The organism is Ruegeria sp. CDSC042 (assembly GCF_059610745.1).
In genome coordinates this window covers 35,506-54,270 of record NZ_JBXWOF010000006.1, presented here as the reverse complement: position 1 = coordinate 54,270, position 18,765 = coordinate 35,506, and the positions used below count along the sequence as shown (strand labels likewise).

Sequence of the window (18,765 nt, the reverse complement as noted above, 5' to 3'; positions counted from 1 at the left end):
CATCGAACAGTTATTACTGGCTGCATTCATTTTCTGTCTTTAATCTGTCTTGCATGGCAATCGAACCGAGACTGGATATAATCGGGGCCGCGCTCGCCGATCCCAGCCGATCCCGCATACTGTGCGAACTGATGGACGGGCGCGCATTCACCAACAAAGAGCTGGCTTGTGCGGCCAAGATAAGCCCGCAGACCGCGAGTGCCCATTTGAAGCAACTCGAAATTGCCGGTCTGACCGCTTCTTTGCGAAGCGGTCGGCATGTTTATCACTGGGTGGCAAGCGCTGACGTTGCCCAGGTGCTGGAAGGATTGGCTACCCTGTCACCGACCGACCACCTGTCTCGGCCCGGCCGGATCGCGACAGACACACAACGCGCACGCAGTTGCTACAATCATATCGCTGGTAAGCTCGGCGTCCTGATGACGAAGCGCCTTGTTGCCCTTAATGTGCTGAATCTCAAAGATGGCGCTTTGACATCCGGACCTCGCTATCAGGATTTCCTCGATGATATCGGTATCGAGCCGCCACCTGTTTCATCGGGGAAACCTCCGGCAAAACTCTGCCTTGACTGGACAGAGCGTCGGCACCACATTTCCGGCCCGCTGGCCACAGCGATCATGCAGAAGTCACTGACAGCGAACTGGCTGGAGCGCAGGACCGGTAGTCGCGCTCTTACCATTTCCGACGACGGGTTCGATGCGCTCGAACGCTGGTTTGGCCTGAGCAAAAAGACTCTGGACGGCTCGGACGACAATTGACAGTTCGGCCGATAACGAACCGTCATTTTCCACAGCATCGCCAATGCGAGCTATTTCGGCAGAAGCTGCTGGAGATAAACATGACATTGCCCAAACTCGAAAATGACAGGTTCGTTCCCGAAAACGGTCTGCGGATCGTTGTCCAGGTGCCAGATACGCATGCGCAAAAGATCATTGACGCGGTTCTGGTCGATGACGTTCTGAAATATGGCGACTACGATTGCGTCACCTATCAGACCGCGCCGGGAATGCAAAAATTCAGATCCCTGGGGAGTGGGCGCAACATGGCAACCTCAAAGGTTGTCGAGGTACCCTGTGTGGAACTGTCATTCTTTCTGGACAGTAACGAAGCCAAAACCGTGCAGGTTCTAAGAAACATCTATTCATCACACCCCTACGAAGAGCCGGTGATCTTCGTAGAACCGTGCATGCGGACGCTTCATATCCGGGGAATGGACGAGGACAATCCTAACAGGTTCTGGAACAACGAGACCGAAGATTGGGTGCCAAAAGAGCACTGGTAAGTGAGGTTGAACTCAGCAATCTCCGAACCCCAACGAATAAGTAGGAAGGGCTCCTTTGGGACCTTCGCCGCACGCTGTACTAGGGTCCGGTTTTGATTTCCTGGAAACAAGGCAATAGCGGAAAGCTCCTGCACATCGCGGTTCGGGTGTTATATGCACCGGTCTCTCGTTGAATGCCCGATCTGCTGTCACATGCCTTCGATAATGGCAATTCTGGCCGTGGCATTTTCCCTAACGATGTACCGCAGCAAGTTATTACCCTCGGCCATGAGGTCGAGGCGATCTTCGTTCTTTTTCACCACGGCTGCCCACGCCATTTGATCGTGTATTAAATCGTCAAGGATCGCTATGCGTTGTCCACGGCCCATTTCCTTGGTTTTGCTTTTTAACACCAAAAGTCCATCAATATGCCCGATGAGGTCGGGTGCCAGGTCCTGATCTTTAATGAGCTCATGCAGGTTCATCAGCTGTGGCATATCGGGTACCGTAGGTTTTTCGTATGCGTCTCAGGGGGCATTCTAGCAGACCTAGAAAACTCTTGGTTCGGCCCATAAGAGACATTCGGCACCCTGCTGACATTCTGCGGTCGCAGCCCCCATTCCGGTCATTCGCTGCAAGTGCAAACTTTGGCGCTGCTCGAACTCACACATTGAGGGACTTTATTGTCATTCTTTAGGACGACACAAATGACCGCTCGAAGGAAGCTGGCATCAAACCCAGAGGCTGCTGAACTTATCATCGTAACAACTTTGTGATCGCAACGACCAAAGTATATCTTGCCCAAGATATCTACCTACTAGTAGGTTGGTATTTGTTCCCAAGGAGAGACAACATGAAAATCTATGATACTGAGGGTTTCCCAAACCCCGCACGTGTGCGCATTGCGCTTGCTGAAAAAGGCGCAACAGACCAGGTCCAATTCGTTCCGGTTGACGTGATGGGTGGCGAACATCGCACCGAGGCCTTCAAAGCCAAGAACCCCGATGCCGTTGTGCCCTGCCTTGAGCTGGCGGACGGTACACATATTTCGCAGTGCAATGCGATTACAGAATATATCGACAATCATTTCGAAGGCCCGTCGCTGACCGGAGAGACACCAAAACAACGTGCGCAAATTTCGATGATGAACCTGCGTGCAGAAAATGGTCTGCTGAATGCTGTGGGAACCTACTTTCACCATGCCACACCAGGTCTTGGTCCAGACCTTGAGACCTATCAATGTGCTGAATGGGGTAACAAGCAAAAGCAAGTTGCTGGTCAGACAATGGCTTACTTGGATGAAGTTCTGGCTGACAATGAATATCTGGCAGGTTCTGAGTTTTCGGTTGCTGATATCACGGCGTTTGCCGGTCTTGCCTTTGCGGACTTTGCCAAGGTCGACATTCCAGAAACACTCTCCAATCTGACGGCATGGCGGGCAAAGGTCTCGGCACGGCCCAGCATCGCAGGTTAAAGACGCGATACCACTCAAGTCGAAAGGAAAAACATGGAACTGAACGCAGACTTTAAAACACGCGTGGTTGTTCACTCTGAACAGCTTGAGTGGAACGCTTCGCCTATGCCCGGTGTGGATCGGCGTATGCTGGACCGCATCGGCGGCGAAGTTGCCCGTGCCACGACGATTGTGCGCTATGCGCCGGGCAGCAAATTTTCGGAACACACCCATACAGGTGGCGAAGAATTCATCGTGCTTGATGGTGTATTTCAGGACGAACATGGCGACTTCCCCGAAGGGACATATGTGCGCAATCCTCCCACCACTGCACATACGCCGGGGTCAGAGCCGGGCTGCACGATCTTTGTAAAGCTGTGGCAGTTCGACATGGCCGACCGCAATCAGTTTCGCAAAACCATGGCCGAAGAACTGACCGATCCTGTGGATGGTGTCGCAACGGCTGAACTACACCGTGATGCGCGTGAAACAGTGACCTACAGCCACCTTGATGCAGGCGCGACACTGGAAAATACCGATGTGGGTGGGATCGAAATGCTGGTGATTGCCGGTTCCGTCACCGAAGGCAGCGATACGCTTGAAAAAGGAGCATGGCTGCGACTGCCGGAAGGCGATCAACTGTCTGCAACGGCTGGCCCTGATGGGGCAAAGCTGTGGATCAAGACGGGTCATTTGCCCCACGCCAAACCGCCTGCCGTCTGATGAGTGTTGATAAACCTTTGGTCCTTGTGGCCGGCGCGGGGGCTGGCCTTGGTCAGTCCCTGTTGTCCCGTTTCACAAAAGATGGCTTTGCTGCCGTTGGCTTGGGACGCACGCAACCTGAAACGGTGATTGGCCAGTTCTTTGAGATGGACCTGACGGACGAGAGTGCCGTTCCCAGCATCCTGGCACAGGTTATCGCAGAACATGGCCCGCCCAAGGTTGTGATCCACAACACGAGCGAACTGATCATCGCGCCTTTCGCAGAAACCCGGCTTGCTGATTATCAACGCACGTGGGGATCGATGGTGCAGTCTGCCATTTTGCTTGCCCAATCGACACTGCAACCGATGGTCCGCGCTGGCGGTGGTACGTTCATTGTATCTGGCGCCACAGCGTCCTTGCGGGGTGGTACAAGATTCTCGGCCTTTGCCAGCGCAAAATTCGCCTTGCGCGGCCTGACGCAATCGCTTGCACGGGAGTATCAACCAGCAGGTGTTCATGTCTGCCACGCGATTCTGGACGGTATCATTGATACAGCGCGATCTCGGGACCTGCACAACCTTGATCCGGGCAAGATGATGAAGCCCGAGGACATCGCAGAGGCCTACTGTAGCCTCGCCCGCCAACCCAAATCCACATGGACGCACGAGCTAGATCTGCGCCCAGCATTCGAAGGGTTCTAGCGCATGCAAACGCTGATTGTCGGCGGCGGGTTGTCAGGGCTTGTCTTAGCCGAACGTCTTGAGGCGCAAGGGCGCGACTATATGCTGATTGAGGCCCGCCCGCGGTTTGGCGGGCGAATCATGACGCAGCATCTGGAGGCAGGCTACTTTGACATGGGGCCTGCCTGGTTCTGGCCGGGCCAGCCACGTATTGCAGCTCTGATTGATCGGTTTGGTCTGACAAAGTTCGACCAATTCGCCGATGGCGCTCAGACCTTTGAGGATGAACATGGCAACGTGCAACGCGGGCAGGGTTTTTCATCAATGGAAGGGTCATGGCGGCTAAAGGGAGGGTTGGCTGCTCTGACAGACGCATTGGCCAACTGCCTACCGGATCATCGCAAACAGCTAAACGCGCCGGTTGTTAGCCTTGACATGTCCGGCGATCAATTCATTGCAACAACGGCAAAGGGCGAACAGATCCACGCGGATCAAGCTGTCCTCGCTGTGCCCCCACGTGTTGCGGCCGAAATCGCATTTTCGCCCGCATTGTCTGCCGAAGCCGCCCAAACCATGAAAGGCATCGCGACATGGATGGCAGGTCAGGCCAAGGCTGTTGCGGTGTACGACAAACCATTCTGGCGCAAACAAGGACTGTCCGGTGATGCAATGAGCCGGAAAGGACCGATGGTCGAAATCCATGATGCATCCCCCCCTGAGGGTGGACCATACGCGCTATTTGGCTTCATCGGTGTACCGCCCCAAGGTCGCGCGGACGAACAACTGCTGCGTCAGCACCTGCACGCTCAATTAACACGGTTGTTCGGGCCTGAAGCCGCCGAGCCCCAAAAGCTCTACTTGAAAGACTGGGCCATTGATCCCTACACTGCAACTGAGGCGGATAAGGCACCGCTATATGCCCATCCGACATACGGTCTACCGAAGGCGATGAGCAATCTGTGGAACGGAAAGCTGCATTTCGCAGGAACAGAGGTCGCCCCGGTTTTCGGCGGCTATATCGAAGGTGCTTTGGAAGCGGCAGAGAATGTCCTACACAGCCTAAACGCCCAAAATCTTGGATAACACATGGCGACCGACACCAAGACAACTCTGCTCAATTCGGCTGAACGGGCCGCGCGCAGGCGTGGCTTTGATGGGTTCAGCTATGCCGACCTGGCCGCCGACGTCGGAATCACAAAGGCCAGCATTCACCATCATTTCGCCAGCAAGGCAGCTTTGGCCGTCGCGCTGATGCAGCGGTATTATTCAGATTTGGAAACCGCCTGTGGCGAGATTGATCAAGACCATGCAACAGGGGCGACGCGCTTGGCCGCTTTGATCAAGCGGTATCGTGGCGCACTTGAAGGTGGTCAAAGCTTGTGCCTGTGCGTGTCTTTTTCGACCAGTACAGAAAATCTATCAGCAGACACGATTGCCGAGATGAACCGTTTTCGCACAATGATGACCGAATGGCTTGCGAGGGTATTTACACTGGGTCAGGGCGATGGAACGATCCTACATGTTGCCGATCCGGCAGCAGAAGCCGCCGCAACACTGCCTTTGCTCGAGGGCGCACAACTGGCAGCCCGAGTGGCACAGGACCCGCAAAGGTTTGAAGCGGCAGTCCAGATTATGTCCAAGCGATTGGTTCAATAAACCAATGCGCAACCCTTCGTCCTGACACTGGCTTTTGTCCGTTAGGACTTGAGCACGTTCAAATACAGACATTGCTGCGCTCTGCAGCATTGGTCGTTTTGGGCTCTTTCAAGACCTTGGGTGCAGCGCAGCATTTCGGTTCAAGAACCACTAGCCATCGATTTGAACGGCCCATAGCCGACATCCATCAGCCCTTTGAAATATTGCGTTAGCAACCCGCATTTCAGACATTCGCTGCGATTGCGAAAGCTAGCCTAGGTGAATTCTCACTCCGCGGTCGAAAGTGGCATCGCTACCTCAGACTTGTCTCATTCATTGCTAACCTTTCTAAGGCTACAACAAACTCCATCCAGCTATCGATGCCGGAGGTCAAGATCTGGGGTCAGGCACGAAAACAAATCTGACGGCATATGCGAATTTGATTCTCTAAACCTTTTTTCAATTGAATCGCGCCAATCAAACGACGTTCGTAACATCACAACCTTGTCTCGGGTTCGCCAACAAAGAATTTTAGAACCGATAAGTCGCGCCTAGCACAGGCCCCGACTGATCAAATGTAAAGTCGTTGCCGTCGATTTCATGATCGAATGAGATATAGCGATAACCACCGCGGATCAGCCACCTGTCGTTGATTGCGTAATCTGCCGTCAGCAGAATCTGCCAGGTTTCACTGTCGCTGCGGAAGCCTCCGTAGTCGACAAAACCGGAGCCCGACCACTTATCCGAGAACTGTACCCGTGCTCTGGCGCCGATGACAGGGTCGGTCCAGCTATCGTCTGCCGTTGTTGTGCGCCCCGGTGCCGCGCCGGGTAGAAGGGTAAATTCCGTTTCGGTGCTGAACCACCGGAAACCCCCGGCGACGTCAACGGTGATAGTTGGCGCTTCATACACTCTGTAGCCAACATAACCACTCAGGTATTGTGTGGTAAATGATGTCTCCAGACCCGAGCCGACAGGTCCAGGAGCGCTGTTGCTGAACGATAAGTCTGTGTAGTTGTAATCTGCAAGTATCAGCCAACGTCCGTTGGTGGCCGAGAACGCACTCATAAAGGCAAAATCGAGGTTTTCCAACGCATCCGAAAAGCTGAGCGTACCGTCCAGAGTGCCCAAAGGTGTGTCCAATGTAGTCTCTGTTTCCGGCATGAACAGGTAGATTGTGGCCTCATATGACCAATCGGATTGTTGAGCCGAAGCCGCTGTGGCCACAGATGCAAAAAAAGCTACTCCGCAAGTGCAGCTTTTCACCCAAATTGACGAAATCATTCTGTCCCTCCCGTCAAACAATCAAGTTTGAATAAATGGTCTTTGGTTTGTGGTTGTTTGGCCCTAGGCCTCATTCTACAGCTCCTTCGGTTGCCATCGAACCGCTGCCGACACGATTAATATCTGTGTTCGGGAAGAACTCGGACCAGACATGCCAGAATGCGCCTGCGCGCAGGGTTTCGACACGTTTTAGCTGACCCTGATCTGAATGGCCCCAAAAATCGCAATGGCTCACAGGTTGACCAAAGTCGTTGTACCAAACGCCTAGGCTTTCATACTTTGGATCCAAGCAGACCACGACATCTCGTCCGCCGACATTGGCATTCACGATCCACTCGTTCTCGACGATGAAATCATCAGTCCAGCAAACCGCATCCTTACCGATCGTAATTCCCCAAACGTAGGTTTTATTTGGTAACCGATCGTCTGAACGATCCATGTTGTCCATCACGGGCGCGTCTTCCTGATGCTGGCGTCCGATGCCCCAGCCAAACGTGATCTCGGTCATCATATCCAGCAGGCGCAAAAATGGGTTCGGGGATGGCTTGTTCAGAAATACCTCACCGTCAGGATAGGCCTTCTGAAACCCGCGGAACGTCATTCGAAAGGTTGGCCAGGGCTCCATTTGCGCTTCGGGTCGAAGGGGGCAGGCAGGACCGTCGGAGTTAGGGTCGCGGTCCGCCTCGCGGAAACCATAGATGTGCTGGATCGGCTCGCCCGTGTCGTTATCGCGCAGGATTAGGTTATTGCCATGCTGGGCCAAAACCTCGAGATTCAACCGTCGTCCTTCTATTCGCGGAATGTAACCCTGACCCAGATTGGCCATAGCGCAATAGGTCATGACCACGTCTTCGCCACCCAAGCCATCTACATTCCCGGCCAGATGAGGGCGCATAATCTGCGCATCCGGGTGCGCGCGGGCTTGGCCGTTGTTTTCGATGACAATGACGGGCGCAGTTGGTCCGACATATTTGCGGGCTTCTTTAATTGGAAAGTACTGTGCGTCATTGAGCTGGTTCCTTAGACCCAAATGCACCCAAACGTAGGGAAACCCATAAAGAAGAAGAGTAAGCACAGCCGCTATGAGCCAAAGCCAGAAAGGGCCACCGCCCAAAAGGAAATGCGCAAGTGTTGCCGCTGCGAACCCGCCAAGTCCGATACCGATCAGGCGATATTCATTGCGGATAAAGCGCACCATATTCTCGCGCTTTACCTTCAGCAACATTTGAGAGACGTCGCCCAGATCGCGAAAATAGACAAAGCCGATGCCGAAAGACACAATCAATCCCAGGGCGAATATTATGCTACCAATCATGCTGTGACCCTCGACCTTGATTAACACAGTCCTTCACAGGTTTATTGCGAAGGATTAGGCTTACTTCTGTGGCGACGCGCGCTTGATCATGAAAGCCTCAACTGCCTGTTGGGTTTCGGGGCGGATGTTCTCGATCCCTTCATAGGGCACGCCATAGGCGGGCGCGGTATCGGGGAATTTTTCTTTGCGGGCCATGTGGCGGCCCAAAATCCGTGCGAATTCCTGCCCTCCCCAGGCGCCAACCTCGGTCGAGACCGAGTATTCTTCGCGCGTGTCCCGATAGAGATCAAAGAACTTTGCAAGAATGGCGCTTTCGCCTGGTCCCGGCAGTTTCAGCTTTAGCTGGTCTTTCACGACCGCCTCGGGCTTGTTCACCGAATAGACGATGACGTGATCGCGGCGAGATTTGGATTCATCGGTGAACAACAAGGCGGCCGACTGGTCCACCCCATCCACAAGGCGATCCCGCGGAATATACTGATCTGCTCCGGCAAAGCGCGACAAAGTGGTATAGAGGTCCGAGACATGGATGATGCTGTTAAGCAACCCGTCAGCCTCGATCATACCGGGCCAGCGGATGAAGGCGTCAACTCGGATACCGCCTTCGGTCGTGTCACCTTTGCCGCCAGCATAGATCAGCGGGGTGAACCCGGATTGCGGCGCGTATTTGGTGAAATGGCCATTGTCACCCATGACCACAACCACAGTGTTTTCCGTCAAGCCCAACTCTTCCAGCCGCGCAAACAAGTCGCCCAACCACTGATCGAGCAACTGCATTTTGTCCACATACAGGCCACCATTAACGCTCTCTGGCCCCGACCGCCCGGCACGGGTGTTGTCCAGCGGGATCATCGGCCAGTATTGTAAGAAAAACGGGTCTTCACCATTTGCTAGGCGATCCAATTCTTCCATCGTCTTGTCCTGAAACCCCTGGTTCATCTCATCGTACTTCGCAGCGTTCCAGCGTTCGCCGGTTTCCATGCGAATTTCGCGGATGGGCCCGCCGGTTTCCCCTTCGATGACTGTCATCATCGCGGCAGAGTCCGGCCGGAACCAGCCGTCCAGCGTATATTTGTCGTCATAGTCACGGATCGCGACCGAGACCTGTTCTTTGATCGCATCATCATTGAAGATCGTCAGCTGGCCCTGTTGGTGGATGGCGTGCTGGGCATAGTCAAAACCCTGATTCATCGCCCAGCTTTCGGCGATATCGCCCATGTGCCATTTGCCGACATGGCTGGTCGCATAACCCGCCTGTTTCAGAATTTCGGCCAAGGTGACCTCGTTTTCCGGTAAGCCAAACCCGGCAATGTCCACCGTTGTGTCGCCCATACCCATGCGTACGGGCAACCGCCCGGTCATTTGTGCCACGCGGGTCGGCGTGCACGAAGGTTCAGTATACATGCGCACCATTCGCATCGCCTGATCGGAAAAGTCGTTGATATTCGGCGTTTCATAACCTCGCACAGCGTTTAGCTCGGGGATGCCCATGTCGCCGAAGCCCATATCGTCGATCAGAACGCTGACTATGTTTGGGGGCTGCCCATTGTTACCGTCACGAAAAGCGGCCAGAGCATCATCAACAGCGGTATCATCCTGTGCCCATTGTTCTGCATGTTGTGCCTGCAGAATATAAAATTCGGCATCGTGTTGAATTGGGTCTTCCTGCGCCTGCAAAGGTGGTGCCGTAACGCCTGCACAAAAAACCAGAAGCCATTGTAGTTTCATTCCGTCTCCCCCAGGTTTGAAGCCGAGCTTCGGTGTTTGATCTTAGATGCGTTAACCACTTTTAACATCGTTATATTCAAATATTTACTTAAATTTGCGACGTCACTGCCAGCTCATGAATACATCACGGGTCAGTTCAGTTTCCGGACGCAGGTTTTCGATGCCCTCATAGGGGGTACCTTTGCCGATCTCTGAATGTGGATATTTGGCGATCATCTTCTGGTGGCGCTTTATCATATCCTGAAAAGATGCACCGGCCCAAAGCGAGTAGCCAACCAACGGGTGTTCCTCACGAGGGTCCCGATAGATGTTATAGGTTGGAGCAGCCGCGCCGGGTTGACCAGGGGCAGGAAGGTGCATCTTGAATTCTTGTTTAACGACCGAGCGCAAGACAGGGCCTTCGTAGACATAGACATAGTCGCGCCGACCGTTCCCCTCGCCGTTCAACAGTAACGCCGTCTGGTCAATGCCGTCTATCACACGGTCCCTTGGGATAAAGGCGGTGGCTCCGGCAATTCGCGCCATTGTGGTGAAGATATCTGAAACATGAACGATGTCGCCAGCTGCAGTGTTGGGTTCGATCACACCGGGCCAGCGAATGAACGCATCGGTTCTTACTCCGCCTTCGAGATGCTGAGTTTTGCCTCCGCGATAGATTAGTTGGTTCAGGCCGGATGAGCCTTCATAGTGATACATCAGACCATTATCTGCCATCAGAACAACAATTGTGTTGTCTGCCGTGCCGGTTTCTTCAAGCTTGGCCAAGAGATCTCCAATCCATCCATCAAGCAGTTGCAGCTTGTCGGCATGAAACCCGCCATTTCGTGAAATTGCCTGATCCGGGTAGACGAAGTTCAACGGGTACAGCGGCCAGTATTGCAAGAAGAATGGCGCATCCTCGGAGGCTACACGTTCGAGTTGCTCCAGCGCCTGCCGTTGATATCGTTCGTTCATCTCTTCATATTTGGCCTGCGTCCAAACCTCACCGGCTGACATGTCTACTTCCAGGGCGGGCCCACCGGCTTCGGCCTCGACACCGGTGACAAGACCATATGGCTTGAAGCGCTCATCCAGCAGGAACTGATTGTTCTGCCCCTCGGGCACGTAGCCGAGCATGGCGTTGGACCTCATTGCCTCGGGGATCATGAGGCTCAGCTGCACTTGCTGGTGTAGTGGAAATGCGGCCCAGTCGAATCCCTGATTGTGTGGGTACGATTGCTCAATGTCACCTTGGTGCCATTTGCCGATATGCGCCGTATTGTAGCCGACTTGTTTCAGTATCTCCGGCAGTGTCACTTCGCTGGTCGGAAGACCTTCTCCGACCAAAGCCACTTTGACCTCTTCGACACCGGCGCGTATTGGGTGGCGCCCCGTCAGCATGGCGGTACGTGTGGGAGTGCAAGAGGGTTCGGTATACATGCGCATCAGCGACATGCCTTCGGTAGCCAACTGATTGATGCTGGGTGTCTCGATCCCCATGACGTAATTCATCTTGCGGTCACCCATCTGACCAAAGCTTACATCATCGATCAAGATGTAGAGGAAATTAGGAGGCTTGCCGCCATTGGCCGCACGAATTTCGGTCAGCTTGGCGTCGACTTCAACGTCTTGCGCATCCCATGCCTCACCAAACTGCGCGCGAAGGAATTCGAACTCGCCGTCATGAACAATCGGGGTTTCCTGAGCAAGCGCGGAGCCGGCACCAATCAACAACGCAGGCAAAATGTATTTAAGTCTCATGTCAAACCTCCAAATCTTTGTTCCGTACCGATTCCGAATCAAGGCCATGCGCCTGCAACCGTCCGTCAATACTGCTGCGCAGGTCCGAAAGGCTTTCTGCCAGATCGGCGAGATAGCGCATCTGAAGAACAGACTGCGACCTTGGCGGCACCGCCAGTTCGGCGAAGACCTCTTTGTAGTCGCGGCAAATTCGATCAAACTCTTGGTCTTTTGCCCGCAGGTCCTGCAGCAGGCGACCCGCTTCGGGAAATTGGGATTCAAAGAACTCATCATCCGTCATTGGCAGCGCCCTTCAGGCAATCGTTTGCCAAGCATGCATCCAACAGAATATGTATTGAACGTATAAAGCCGCATGCTACCGTAGCACCATGGCGACAAACCCTTATTGCGAAAGGATAGTTCTTTGACCGTCAGCATGGACGATCAGGAACAGAATGACACTCAACAGTTCTCGGCCGAGCAGGTGCGCGATGCGTTGGATAGGGTTCAGAAGTCAGATGAATTCAAAGGGTCCGCCCGCATGCGGTCTTTTCTGTCTTATGTTGTGATGGAATCGCTCGAGGGTCGTTCCAACGAGATACGCGCCAAAACCATTGCGATGGATGTTTATGGATACGACGCGGATGAGCTATTGAAACGCGAAGGCGTCGTACGCGTGGATGCGGGACGTGTTCGGCGAAAACTCCAAGCTTATTATGAAAGTAATGGGATCGCTGACGAATTGGTAATCTCATTGCCTGTCGGAAGTTACGCACCCGAGTTTTTGCCGGGCTCCAATCGAAGCAGACAACCATTACGCGGAAGGCGACGGGCTTACGCAGTCGTTATCTCGCTTTCACTTCTAGTAGCCGGTATTCTAGTCGGTGTTCTGATCGGCCGCGGTTCGAAATCTGTTGCTCCAATAACTGGCAAAACTGCGATCTACGACGTGTCGCCAGCCCGCGTCGAAGCAATGAACCTAAGCAACGCTGGCCGGGATCTGATTTTTCCGGTTACAGATTTGGCACGCCTTCAACCTGCGTTGTTGATATTCCAAACAGCAATTGAACGAGATCCGTATTATTACGGGGGGTATGCTGGCGCTTCTCAGGTCGAAACCATGTTCGCCATCATGAAATCTGGCGATCCAGGTTCTGATGAGTTTTTGCACGCGGCCGACAAGAATAGTGCTTATGCTTTGGAATTGGCTCCGGATGCAGCATGGCCGCTTTCAGCACGAGCCTGGTTTGAATTTGGGGTGGGCAATTACGATAGCGCAGTTCGATTATCCCAACGGGCCGTAGGTTTGGCACCCGATGATTCACATGCTGCTGAATTCGATGCCTTGATTTCCCTTTATACATCTGATTTTGAACGAGTTTTGTCTCAATCAGCGCGATATAGAGCCCTGGCCCCACAAGGAGGGGGACTTGTATTTGACAATGCATTGGGTGCGGCTCAGTTCCATACGGGAGACTATGCTGCCGCAATCAGGACGTTTGATGAAACAATATCGCGTGGTGGGCCGTTCGGACCAATTTCCGCAGCTTACCTTATGGCAGCCCACTGGAGGAACGGAGAACAAGCAGAGGCTCAGCGGCTTGCAAAAGTATTTTCGGACACTTGGCCAAGCTTCCCTCTCGAAGCACTGAAGGCTCGAGTGTTTGTAGACCCACAGCCAGTTCAAGAGCTGATCGGTGCAATGAAGGCTGCGGGTTGGTCAGGAACCGTCAGGCCCTGATTCTACGCAGTAGGATGTGTCACAATCAATTTGCTCAGATTGGAATGACATAAAGACCAGCGTAAAAATGCCAGCGCCATGCCGCGAAGTAGAGTTTGTTTGCGCCGCCCTCGGACAGCGCAGGTGTATCGCTAATAGTCATTTAGTGGCCTCCAAGCACAATCGCGCCGCATCCAGCGGGATACGGGCATCTTTGATTTCAATAAAAGGTAATGAAATCAGGCGTGAGGCAGGGCGCGGGTCAAACGCGCGGGATCGAGATCATTGCGCTCGGCAACGCGTTTGGCGATAAATTCGAAAGTTCGCGTTGCTGTGGTCTGTACGAAGCGTGGACAACTGTCTTGAAGCAGAACGGACGTGTTACTGATGCGGCAAGCTTCGCAATCAACGGTCACTGGTGCGCTGTCGCCATCTATATTTCTGCAGATCCCGCTCAACTGCCCGCCTGCTGCGATATAGGCGGTGAGTTCCGGGGGCGTAGACGTGGGAGCTGTCCGATGCGCAAAGCCCTCAGCTATGAGTGCGACTGTCAAAGCAGTCACAATACACCACAGAGAGTTTGGAAGAGAATCCTCACATAACCGTCCCGTAGCCGATCCAACATCGCGATGCCAGTTGGAAGATTTGTATTTCTGTAGTTCTGCTTCTTGGACAACCGGTGAAAAGCGGACGCTCGCGCAGAGCGCAACATTCGTGACTTTGGGCTCAGAGCGGCCGTCACAGCCGGTGCAGCATTATCCCCCGCCCCACCTCAAACAGAATTCCCGGACGGGCACATACCTGCCGTTCGTCAGCTTGGTTAGCGCCGCAGTGCAGCTTCCCAAAAGCGGACGTTGACAACCGATCGCAGCATTCGCAAGATTTGCGTTTCTCGGGCGGTTCCCGGTCATGGTGGCGTGCTCTTGTAAGAGATTGTTGATATATTCGCCCGCAATGGCGTCGACGACACACATATGCTCGTCGAAATGCCACAAACGTACAGCGTTTCACCAGGAGTCAGGTGACTCGGAGGTGCCGACTGAAAAGCCGACAGACGATTGCGACGAAGCAGAATGTCGTCTCGCAGTCGAGCGACCTCTGAAGCAAGCTCAACACGTGGACATCCAAACTGGCAGGTCGCTGCTCAGTTGAACTCACATAACGTAGACGAAAGCAGCGCGGCAACTTGTTGAGAATATTCAATCTGCTGTTTCTCAGGTTAAGCCGCACGGGGCTGACTTGGATCTGTTGAGATTGCACAGCCACCCACAATGGGGCACGGTGTTGTTTAACCTGGAAGAAAATTCATGACTTCGGCAAAAACTACTAACCCTTGGCTCATATTGCTGGGCCTTGCGCTTGGCGTCAGCATATCCAACGCCTTTGGCCGCTTTGCATACGGCCTAATTCTACCATCAATGAAAAGTAGCCTCGGCTGGAACCTCACTCAATCTGGTTGGCTAAACACCGCCAATTCGATTGGCTACATAATGGGTGCAATCCTAACACTTTTCCTGATCCGCCATATTTCGCCGTCACGGCTGTTTGCTGGCGGCACTGTGGCGACCGCACTGTGTCTGTTAATAACCGGGTTAAATGAGGACCTCGTATTTCAAACCGCTTGTCGTACATTGGTCGGGTTGTTCGGCGCTCTTTCCTTTGTATCAGGCGGCGTTCTGGCGGCATCTCTGTTCCAGAACTGCGCACGAAGGAATGCACTGGCTATCGCCTTGTACTTTGGCGGCGGCGGTGGGTTTGGTATCGCCTTATGTGGTGCAACCCTTCCGGCTATGCTGGACGTTTTCGGGCCGCAATACTGGGACTGGGCGTGGATCGGAGTTGGGATTGCAGCTCTGATCATTTGTCCATTTTCCGTTTGGGCGTCCACAAAGCTAAACAAAGCCGAGCACGACGCAGCGCTTCCTTCCATTCCTCCGGTGCGCAGGATGTTAGGCGAACTCGGCGGATACGCGCTGTTTGGGTTGGGTTACATAGTCTACGTAACTTTCATCGCTGTCTGGATGAAGGAGCAGCATTCCAGTGTCCTGTTGACCACGGCAACGTGGATGATCCTTGGATTCAGCATTATGGCGTCGCCATTTGTTTGGCGTGGGATATTAGCCCGCTTCGCTTCTGGGACGCCATTGGCGTTGATCTTAGCCGGCGTCGCTTGTGGTTCAGCCCTGCCGATCCTTGTTCCAAACGGATATGGATTGATCATGTCGGCGCTCGTGTTTGGGCTGTCGGTCTTTATGCCGCCCACTGCTGTCACCAGCTTTGTCCGCCAGAATCTGGATCAGCAGGATTGGGGTGCAACCATAAGCTTTTTTACAGTTGTTTTCGCTATCTCACAGACACTCGGGCCGATCGGAGCCGGCGTCATCGGAGACATAACCGGAGAAATTGGAGATAGCCTTGTAGTGGCCTCTGCCGTTTTGCTGGTGGGTGCCCTTTGTGCTGCGATGCAAAAACCACTCGGGCGTGCGGTGGCGTAACCGTCCTTTTCCGAACTGCGCTCATTCACTACAACAACTAGGTGGGTTCTAACTGCGCGAAGAATAGCGCTCTGGTCACTCCAGCGCGGGTCTGCTTCAGACCATTGCCTCATAGTGCGGGACCCAGAACTTTGCCTCTATCGCCGCTTTCAAGTCATCCCCTGTGGATTTAGGCGCAACCCCATCCAACTGCGCCTGTTGACCAACGGCAAATGCAATAGCTTTGCTGACCTGGCGAATGTCCTCCACATCGGGCAGCAGGCTTGCGGTGCGATCGGACTTCGCAGGCGATAATGCAGCCAAGGCCTCGGCGGCGGCCATGAACATTCCATCAGTGACTCGGCGCGCTCCTGCCGCCAGCACACCCAAACCCATACCCGGGAAAATGTAGGAATTATTGCATTGCGCGACATGGTGCGTCTTGCCGTTGTAGACAACGGGATCAAACGGGCTTCCGGTAGCGACTATTGCAAGGCCACCTGACCAGTCGATAATATCTGCGGGCGCGGCCTCAATTCGTGATGTCGGGTTCGACAGCGGCAGCACGACAGGATGATCAGTCTGAGCCGCCATTGCACGGATGATTTCTTCAGAGAACAAGCCTGCCTGACCGCTGACACCCACCAAAATATTGGGTTTGGCCTGATTAATCACATCCAGCAGGGAAATTTCACCATTGGACCAGCTCCCCACTTTGTTGAGGGGTTGGACAACCTGCTTCTGGAACGGCAGAAGATCTGTCATCGCATCGGTTAACAGGCCATTCCGATCCACCATGTAGACGCGCTCACGCGCCTCGGTTTCGGATAGTCCTTGCCGGATCATGAGTTGAACTAATTGTTCTGCGATACCCACTCCCGCTGATCCCGCTCCAAGAAACGCGATGGTAGCGTCCTTTAGCGGAATGCCGGTGACATCTGAGGCAGCCAGCAAAGTGCCTGCCGTTACCGCAGCCGTGCCCTGGATATCATCATTGAATGTACAGAGCTGATCGCGATACCGCGCAAGCAGGGGTGCCGCATGTTGCTGTGCAAAATCCTCGAATTGCAGCAACACATCCGGCCACTTGCGCCTTACCGCCTGCACAAAAAGATCGACGAACTCGAAATAGTCATCCCCGGTGATGCGCTCATGACGCCAGCCGATATAAAGGGGATCTTCCAGCCGTTCCTGATTGTTGGTGCCGACGTCCAATACCACCGGGAGCGTTACAGACGGGCTTATCCCGCCTGCAGCGGTATAAAGCGAGAGCTTTCCGATCGGAATTCCCATACCGCCCGCGCCTTGATCACCCAAACCCAAAATCCGCTCTCCGTCGGTAACGACGATGGCTTCGACAGAGGGCAGGATGGCGTTCTCAAGTATGTCATCGATCCGGTCACGCTCTGGGTACGAAATGATAAATCCGCGTGGGTGATCATAGATTTCACTGAACTGTTTGCAGGCGTCACCCACAACGGGTGTGTAAATTATCGGCATCATCTCGGTCAGATGCCGCACCAACAGAGCGTAGAACAGAACCTCGTTATCATCCTGCAGGCCACGCAGATAGACATGCTTGTCCAGCGGTGTCTCTTCGCGCTCAAAGGCGGCATAGGCACGATCTACCTGGGCTTCGAGCGTTTCGATGTGTGGCGGAAGAAGACCTAGCAATCCAAGCTTTTCTCGTTCGTGTAAAGAAAAGGCAGTACCTTTGTTCAGGAGTGGGTTTGTCAAATACTGTAAATTTACAGGACCGGAATCGACCATAGGTTACCCTTTCGGATCGGCACGCACTGTTTGCACGCGACCTCCAGTAAAGTCAGCATTATAAAACGGCAATTGCAACGAACTTAGAGCACGGTTGCATTTAACCATCTTGCATAGAAGTACTTAAGTATTGTTACTCTCTGCACTTAGGATGTTGTCTGCCGAAGCGCCTGCAGACAGATTGGCGTCTGAAAATGATCTGGTTTCTGGAAGTTCAAGATGCAGAGAAGACGTATGATCAATTTCTATTCGACCGTTGGTCAGAGTGTAATCCAGGACGTGTCCTTCTTTGCTCAGATCGCTGGAAATAAAGTGTAGGTGGTAGCCCGGGACGCCGATCCCGACGGCATAATCCGGGCACCGAAACCCCAGAATTGTCCCCTCGACGTTGTTCAGCTCAAACTCAGCCTGCGTTTTTACGACCTCCAGCAGAGGTTTGTATGGTTTCTCCTGCCGTAGAACGTTTCTGTACTTTATGTGTTTAATGTCGCCGGTAAATCGAACGGCATAGAACAGGTTTTTTGCCTCCGCCAATGCATCAAGCTGGGCCTCAAGAGCATCCTTTTGTGTTTCTCTGTCCAAAGATCGATAAACCGCTGGTTCGAAATTGATGACGGCAGCATAAGGTGTCAGAGCCTTGTCGCTTGCGACCGAAGCATTGCCATCCCCGTCGAGGCGATAGGCAACGCCATCCAACACAATCATTTCTCCGTCGAGCGCATTGAATGTACCCAGGCCGAAGTTTCCATGTTCCAGCAGCTGTTCGATGGAAACGGTCCCGTCGTAAACGCCCTGCATAACTGCGCTCAGCAACGAAGCCTGATAATACTCATGTGCATGTTTTTCCGATTGGAAACCCCGTTCTCTGGAATGACTAGCCAGGGCCGTTGCAAAAGTAAGCTCTTTATCTTGTCGCATGCTGTTTCACCAATCTATCTGCCTGGCGTCTATACATTTTCGACCATTCGAAACTGTCTTGCTTTCCAGTATCGCGTGCCTCTCGAGATCGGGCAACACAAGA

General features: G+C 53.6%; 17 protein-coding genes and 1 pseudogene. 9 read left to right on the top strand and 9 right to left on the bottom strand.

The genetic code is table 11. The annotated features are described in order from the left end of the window. Positions 1-53: 53 nt before the first annotated feature. On the top strand, positions 54-758 hold the full coding sequence (locus tag AC2FHX_RS13375) for an ArsR/SmtB family transcription factor (protein WP_496702349.1): 705 nt from the start codon (positions 54-56) through the stop codon (positions 756-758). Positions 759-838: 80 nt separating this feature from the next. Further along, positions 839-1,282 (top strand): YqfO family protein, encoded by a 444-nt coding sequence (locus AC2FHX_RS13370; RefSeq protein ID WP_496702351.1) that lies wholly within the window; start codon positions 839-841, stop codon positions 1,280-1,282. A gap of 188 nt (positions 1,283-1,470) precedes the next feature. Here the strand turns inward: AC2FHX_RS13370 and AC2FHX_RS13365 are convergent, their stop codons facing one another. Continuing rightward, positions 1,471-1,758, bottom strand: a complete 288-nt coding sequence (locus tag AC2FHX_RS13365; protein WP_496702353.1) for a hypothetical protein — start codon at positions 1,756-1,758, stop codon at positions 1,471-1,473. A gap of 356 nt (positions 1,759-2,114) precedes the next feature. Between AC2FHX_RS13365 and AC2FHX_RS13360 the strand changes: the two genes are divergently transcribed. From AC2FHX_RS13360 to AC2FHX_RS13340, 5 genes are read left to right on the top strand one after another with little or no spacing between them, the layout of a single operon-like run. Then, complete coding sequence (locus AC2FHX_RS13360) at positions 2,115-2,735, top strand: glutathione S-transferase family protein (RefSeq protein WP_085822351.1); 621 nt, start codon at positions 2,115-2,117, stop codon at positions 2,733-2,735. Positions 2,736-2,768: 33 nt separating this feature from the next. After that, on the top strand, positions 2,769-3,437 hold the full coding sequence (locus AC2FHX_RS13355) for a cupin domain-containing protein (RefSeq protein WP_271952720.1): 669 nt from the start codon (positions 2,769-2,771) through the stop codon (positions 3,435-3,437). Next, entirely contained in the window at positions 3,437-4,120 is a 684-nt protein-coding gene (locus tag AC2FHX_RS13350) for an SDR family NAD(P)-dependent oxidoreductase (RefSeq protein ID WP_496702356.1), read from the top strand. Before AC2FHX_RS13355 ends, AC2FHX_RS13350 begins: the two co-directional genes overlap by 1 nt. A 3-nt stretch (positions 4,121-4,123) precedes the next feature. Further along, entirely contained in the window at positions 4,124-5,182 is a 1,059-nt protein-coding gene (locus AC2FHX_RS13345) for a flavin monoamine oxidase family protein (RefSeq protein WP_496702358.1), read from the top strand. Positions 5,183-5,185: 3 nt separating this feature from the next. Further along, positions 5,186-5,755, top strand: coding sequence for a TetR/AcrR family transcriptional regulator (locus AC2FHX_RS13340; protein ID WP_496702360.1), 570 nt, complete (start codon positions 5,186-5,188; stop codon positions 5,753-5,755). Between the two features lie 510 nt (positions 5,756-6,265). Here AC2FHX_RS13340 and AC2FHX_RS13335 read toward each other — a convergent pair. From AC2FHX_RS13335 to AC2FHX_RS13315, 5 genes are all read right to left on the bottom strand, one after another. Further along, positions 6,266-7,018, bottom strand: a complete 753-nt coding sequence (locus AC2FHX_RS13335; protein ID WP_496702362.1) for an outer membrane protein — start codon at positions 7,016-7,018, stop codon at positions 6,266-6,268. 70 nt (positions 7,019-7,088) lie between these two features. Beyond that, positions 7,089-8,333, bottom strand: coding sequence for a DUF3179 domain-containing (seleno)protein (locus AC2FHX_RS13330; RefSeq protein ID WP_496702364.1), 1,245 nt, complete (start codon positions 8,331-8,333; stop codon positions 7,089-7,091). Positions 8,334-8,393: 60 nt separating this feature from the next. After that, on the bottom strand, positions 8,394-10,061 hold the full coding sequence (locus AC2FHX_RS13325) for a sulfatase-like hydrolase/transferase (protein ID WP_496702366.1): 1,668 nt from the start codon (positions 10,059-10,061) through the stop codon (positions 8,394-8,396). Positions 10,062-10,163: 102 nt separating this feature from the next. Beyond that, complete coding sequence (locus AC2FHX_RS13320) at positions 10,164-11,801, bottom strand: sulfatase-like hydrolase/transferase (protein WP_496702367.1); 1,638 nt, start codon at positions 11,799-11,801, stop codon at positions 10,164-10,166. A 1-nt stretch (position 11,802) separates the two neighbouring features. Further along, on the bottom strand, positions 11,803-12,081 hold the full coding sequence (locus AC2FHX_RS13315) for a hypothetical protein (RefSeq protein WP_142639695.1): 279 nt from the start codon (positions 12,079-12,081) through the stop codon (positions 11,803-11,805). Positions 12,082-12,216: 135 nt separating this feature from the next. Here AC2FHX_RS13315 and AC2FHX_RS13310 point away from each other — a divergent pair, with 135 nt between their 5' ends. Then, positions 12,217-13,521: a tetratricopeptide repeat protein gene (locus AC2FHX_RS13310; RefSeq protein ID WP_496702369.1), complete on the top strand. Its 1,305-nt coding sequence runs from the start codon at positions 12,217-12,219 to the stop codon at positions 13,519-13,521. 886 nt (positions 13,522-14,407) lie between these two features. On the opposite strand, the pseudogene AC2FHX_RS13305 reads toward AC2FHX_RS13310, so the two are convergent. Further along, positions 14,408-14,626, bottom strand: a pseudogene (locus tag AC2FHX_RS13305) (hypothetical protein); the annotation flags it as partial. Positions 14,627-14,807: 181 nt separating this feature from the next. On the opposite strand from AC2FHX_RS13305, the gene AC2FHX_RS13300 reads away from it, so the two are divergent. After that, positions 14,808-15,995, top strand: coding sequence for a YbfB/YjiJ family MFS transporter (locus AC2FHX_RS13300; protein ID WP_496702371.1), 1,188 nt, complete (start codon positions 14,808-14,810; stop codon positions 15,993-15,995). 96 nt (positions 15,996-16,091) lie between these two features. Here AC2FHX_RS13300 and AC2FHX_RS13295 read toward each other — a convergent pair whose 3' ends face one another. Together AC2FHX_RS13295 and budA are read right to left on the bottom strand one after the other, a co-directional pair. Further along, a complete protein-coding gene (locus AC2FHX_RS13295; protein WP_496702373.1) occupies positions 16,092-17,744 on the bottom strand; it encodes an NAD-dependent malic enzyme in 1,653 nt (550 codons plus the stop codon). 123 nt (positions 17,745-17,867) lie between these two features. After that, a complete protein-coding gene (gene budA, locus AC2FHX_RS13290) occupies positions 17,868-18,662 on the bottom strand; it encodes an acetolactate decarboxylase (RefSeq protein ID WP_496702375.1) in 795 nt (264 codons plus the stop codon). Positions 18,663-18,765 lie beyond the last annotated feature (103 nt).

Excerpts from the sequence above, each read along its gene's own strand:
- AC2FHX_RS13375 (WP_496702349.1), top strand. The coding sequence starts at position 54 with ATGGCAATCGAACCGAGACTGGATATAATCGGGGCCGCGCTCGCCGAT.
- AC2FHX_RS13370 (WP_496702351.1), top strand. The coding sequence starts at position 839 with ATGACATTGCCCAAACTCGAAAATGACAGGTTCGTTCCCGAAAACGGT.
- AC2FHX_RS13365 (WP_496702353.1), bottom strand. The coding sequence starts at position 1,758 with ATGCCACAGCTGATGAACCTGCATGAGCTCATTAAAGATCAGGACCTG.
- AC2FHX_RS13360 (WP_085822351.1), top strand. The coding sequence starts at position 2,115 with ATGAAAATCTATGATACTGAGGGTTTCCCAAACCCCGCACGTGTGCGC.
- AC2FHX_RS13355 (WP_271952720.1), top strand. The coding sequence starts at position 2,769 with ATGGAACTGAACGCAGACTTTAAAACACGCGTGGTTGTTCACTCTGAA.
- AC2FHX_RS13350 (WP_496702356.1), top strand. The coding sequence starts at position 3,437 with ATGAGTGTTGATAAACCTTTGGTCCTTGTGGCCGGCGCGGGGGCTGGC.
- AC2FHX_RS13345 (WP_496702358.1), top strand. The coding sequence starts at position 4,124 with ATGCAAACGCTGATTGTCGGCGGCGGGTTGTCAGGGCTTGTCTTAGCC.
- AC2FHX_RS13340 (WP_496702360.1), top strand. The coding sequence starts at position 5,186 with ATGGCGACCGACACCAAGACAACTCTGCTCAATTCGGCTGAACGGGCC.
- AC2FHX_RS13335 (WP_496702362.1), bottom strand. The coding sequence starts at position 7,018 with ATGATTTCGTCAATTTGGGTGAAAAGCTGCACTTGCGGAGTAGCTTTT.
- AC2FHX_RS13330 (WP_496702364.1), bottom strand. The coding sequence starts at position 8,333 with ATGATTGGTAGCATAATATTCGCCCTGGGATTGATTGTGTCTTTCGGC.
- AC2FHX_RS13325 (WP_496702366.1), bottom strand. The coding sequence starts at position 10,061 with ATGAAACTACAATGGCTTCTGGTTTTTTGTGCAGGCGTTACGGCACCA.
- AC2FHX_RS13320 (WP_496702367.1), bottom strand. The coding sequence starts at position 11,801 with ATGAGACTTAAATACATTTTGCCTGCGTTGTTGATTGGTGCCGGCTCC.
- AC2FHX_RS13315 (WP_142639695.1), bottom strand. The coding sequence starts at position 12,081 with ATGACGGATGATGAGTTCTTTGAATCCCAATTTCCCGAAGCGGGTCGC.
- AC2FHX_RS13310 (WP_496702369.1), top strand. The coding sequence starts at position 12,217 with ATGGACGATCAGGAACAGAATGACACTCAACAGTTCTCGGCCGAGCAG.
- AC2FHX_RS13300 (WP_496702371.1), top strand. The coding sequence starts at position 14,808 with ATGACTTCGGCAAAAACTACTAACCCTTGGCTCATATTGCTGGGCCTT.
- AC2FHX_RS13295 (WP_496702373.1), bottom strand. The coding sequence starts at position 17,744 with ATGGTCGATTCCGGTCCTGTAAATTTACAGTATTTGACAAACCCACTC.
- budA (WP_496702375.1), bottom strand. The coding sequence starts at position 18,662 with ATGCGACAAGATAAAGAGCTTACTTTTGCAACGGCCCTGGCTAGTCAT.